This window comes from Vibrio sp. 10N.222.52.B7 (genome assembly GCF_041474275.1).
In the GTDB taxonomy this organism is placed as follows: domain Bacteria; phylum Pseudomonadota; class Gammaproteobacteria; order Enterobacterales; family Vibrionaceae; genus Vibrio; species Vibrio crassostreae_C.
On sequence record NZ_JBFRTU010000585.1, the window covers coordinates 1 to 344 of the forward strand.

General features: G+C 39.8%; 1 protein-coding gene. It reads left to right on the forward strand.

Going from position 1 to position 344, the window contains the following annotated elements:
* On the forward strand, positions 1–344 hold a 344-nt coding region (locus AB4512_RS24315; RefSeq protein ID WP_372176059.1), incomplete at both ends, for a DegT/DnrJ/EryC1/StrS family aminotransferase.

Sequence of the window (344 nt, forward strand, 5' to 3'; positions counted from 1 at the left end):
ATCTGATGGTGATTGGTATTACCAACAGATTGAGCTGGGTTATAACTACAGAATGACCGAGTTACAGGCGGCTTTAGGCGTTTCACAAATGTCTCGTCTCAGTGAGTTTGTTGCTGCGAGACATGTATTAGCGAATCGTTATAACGAACTGCTTAATGGTTTGTCCATTACTTTGCCTTACCAGTTACCAGAAACCTATTCGGGTTTACATCTATACGTAATTCGCTTGCAGTTAGATAATATTGATAAAACGCACAAGCAAATATTCGATGAACTGCGTGCTAATGGAATTGGCGTGAATTTGCACTATATTCCAGTGCATACGCAACCCTATTATCAAAAAC